This window comes from Asticcacaulis biprosthecium C19 (assembly GCF_000204015.1).
GTDB lineage: Bacteria > Pseudomonadota > Alphaproteobacteria > Caulobacterales > Caulobacteraceae > Asticcacaulis > Asticcacaulis biprosthecius.
In genome coordinates, this window is record NZ_GL883077.1 from 766,541 (window position 1) to 768,868 (window position 2,328).

Consider the following 2,328-nt stretch of genomic DNA (forward strand, 5'->3'; position numbering starts at 1 on the left):
CTCCACGATGAGTCAAGGTCATCGTGGATTGGTATTACATCAGAACCGCTGCGCGACCGCTTCAGGCATCACCGCGGACCGCCGCCTCGATCTTGGCGACATCGATCTTGCCCATCTCCATCATCGCTTCGAAGGCGCGTTTGGCGACGTCACCGCCCTGGGCCATAGCTTCGGTGAGGACGCGCGGCGTGATCTGCCACGAAAGGGCCCATTTGTCCTTGCACCAGCCGCAGGCGCTTTCCTGGCCGCCATTGCCGACAATGGCGTTCCAGTAACGGTCGGTTTCATCCTGGTCTTCGGTCGAGATCGCGAAAGAAAAGGCCTCGGTCTGGCGGAACATATCGCCGCCATTGAGGCCCAGGCAGGGTATGCCGACGACGGTGAACTCTACGGTCAGGACGTCGCCCCTTTTACCGCCTGGAAAGTCGGACGGGGCCGTGTGGACCGCGCCGACGGCGCTGTCTGGAAAGACCTCGGCGTAAAATCGCGCCGCGGCTTCAGCGTCCTTGTCGTACCACAGGCAGATGGTGTTTTTGTTCATGGTCAGCTCCGGTCATAAAGCGTCTCTCAGGCGACCACCGATAGCACCGGCGACGCTGGCGATAAAGGCGCCAACAAACAGGGAGATGGCCAAGGCGGTTGAGAAACCGACGCCGGCTTGGCGGACCTTTTCCACGACCGTCGTGCTGACGTCCGACGCCACTTCGGCCGCGGTGTCCCCGGCGCCGGCGGCCAGGCCGCCGATCAGGACAGCTACGGCCAGCGTAGCCAGGCACCAACTCAACAGGCCGTGGGCGGTGTCGCGGAAGAAGACCTCATCGGCATGGATGCCGGCCCATTTGACGCGCAGGCGGCCAGCCAGATAGCCGCCGATAAACGACGACAGCCACTGCATGACGACCAGCCAGATCGCCGCGCCAAAGGTGAATTCCGCAGCGTCGCGGGCATTCAATGTCCAGATGCTGAATGAAGCGAAGCCCAGCGCTGATCCCAGCGGCAGCAGCGCCAGGGTCACGCCGGTTGCCGCCACGGCACCGGCGAAGATGGCCGGCCAAGTGACCGCGGACTGGCTCGATTCGATATTCGGGTTCGGGTTTTGGGTTTCGGTGACGGCAATCTCGGTCATATCAGCCTCCCAATGGATGGTCGGCAAGATCAACCGCTCACGGCGGTTTCGAAATGCCAGGCCTGCGTCAGAATTGCAATTTTTCGGTAAGGCTGTCAGTCAACGGCGCATTGGCGTTGGGCTAGGCCGGCGCGCGAGGCCCTGACCAGACTGTTTTCGCCGTCGACGTCGGTGGTCAGTTCGAAGAAAAATACGCCGGCCAGGCCCTGTTCAGCCGCCCAGGTGGATTTGCGTTGGCTGATGTCGGTACTGTCGAACCACAGGTGTCCGGATTTCCCCTTACGCAGGGCGTCCGCATTGTCTTTTAGCCGTTCGGCAATCTCATTATATGGCACGTGTCTTGCCGACAGGGCCTTGCCGTCGGGGAATTCGATGCCGTAGGCTGGTTGACCCAGCCAGATCTTGTCGCGTTTGAAGCCGTTCTTTTCCGCCCAGGCGACGGCCTTCTGCACCATGTCGAAGGACGCGTGATGGCCGACCGGCGACGACGCCCAAGCGCCGGTGAAGTCGTAAGCCATCAGGTTGACGTGGTCGACATGGTCCTGAATGTCGGCGGTGTACTGTGCGCCGGTCCAGTCGCCGGCGAAGATATCGACCGACAGTTTGACCGACTGTGGCAAGCCCGCGCGCAGGTCCTTCAGCAGGACGCCCAGCAAGGGGCTTTCGTCGGGATCGCGGCCGCCCTTGTTCTGGCTATGTTGCCAGGTCCAGTATTCCCAGTCGAGGTCGACGCCGTCGAGCTGGTAGGTTTCAACCAACTGGCGGACTTCGGCGACGAAGCGGCCCCGGCGGGCTGGATCGCGCGCGATTTGCTGGAAGGCGTCGCCATAGCCCGAGGCGCCGCCGATTGAGACATAGACGACGTCGTTATGGGCGTGGGCCTGGGTGACCAGGTCCTTCAGGTAGGGTGCCACTTCATCCGTGTTCAGGCTGCCGTCGGCGCGCGGCAAGACGAAGCCCGTGGCGATGCCGTCCAGCATAGTCCAGTCGAGCTTCGCGACGGGATAGGCCTGATGGCGCCACGATGGATAGAAGGCCGTCAGGGGCATGCAGGCGGCATTGGCGGCGGGCGAGGGCGGCGTCTCGGCATTGCACTGGGTCAGTGAGACGAACGACAACAGGGCTGCTGTCAACGCGGTCGTGCGAAAGGCCATCGTCGCTCATCCCTTTGGAGCGCATCCCAAAAAGTGTGGCCACCGCAC

General features: G+C 62.6%; 3 protein-coding genes. All 3 read right to left on the reverse strand.

What is annotated here, in order from left to right; genetic code table 11:
• Positions 1-61: 61 nt before the first annotated feature.
• On the reverse strand, positions 62-541 hold the full coding sequence (locus tag ABI_RS03925) for a VOC family protein (protein WP_085930171.1): 480 nt from the start codon (positions 539-541) through the stop codon (positions 62-64).
• Positions 542-553: 12 nt separating this feature from the next.
• Positions 554-1,126, reverse strand: coding sequence for a hypothetical protein (locus ABI_RS03930; RefSeq protein WP_006271541.1), 573 nt, complete (start codon positions 1,124-1,126; stop codon positions 554-556).
• Positions 1,127-1,221: 95 nt separating this feature from the next.
• Positions 1,222-2,280, reverse strand: a complete 1,059-nt coding sequence (locus ABI_RS03935) for a glycosyl hydrolase family 18 protein (RefSeq protein WP_006271542.1) — start codon at positions 2,278-2,280, stop codon at positions 1,222-1,224.
• Positions 2,281-2,328: the final 48 nt, after the last annotated feature.

Coding starts and splice junctions, on each gene's coding strand:
- ABI_RS03925 (WP_085930171.1), bottom strand. CDS start 541: ATGAACAAAAACACCATCTGCCTGTGGTACGACAAGGACGCTGAAGCC.
- ABI_RS03930 (WP_006271541.1), bottom strand. CDS start 1,126: ATGACCGAGATTGCCGTCACCGAAACCCAAAACCCGAACCCGAATATC.
- ABI_RS03935 (WP_006271542.1), bottom strand. CDS start 2,280: ATGGCCTTTCGCACGACCGCGTTGACAGCAGCCCTGTTGTCGTTCGTC.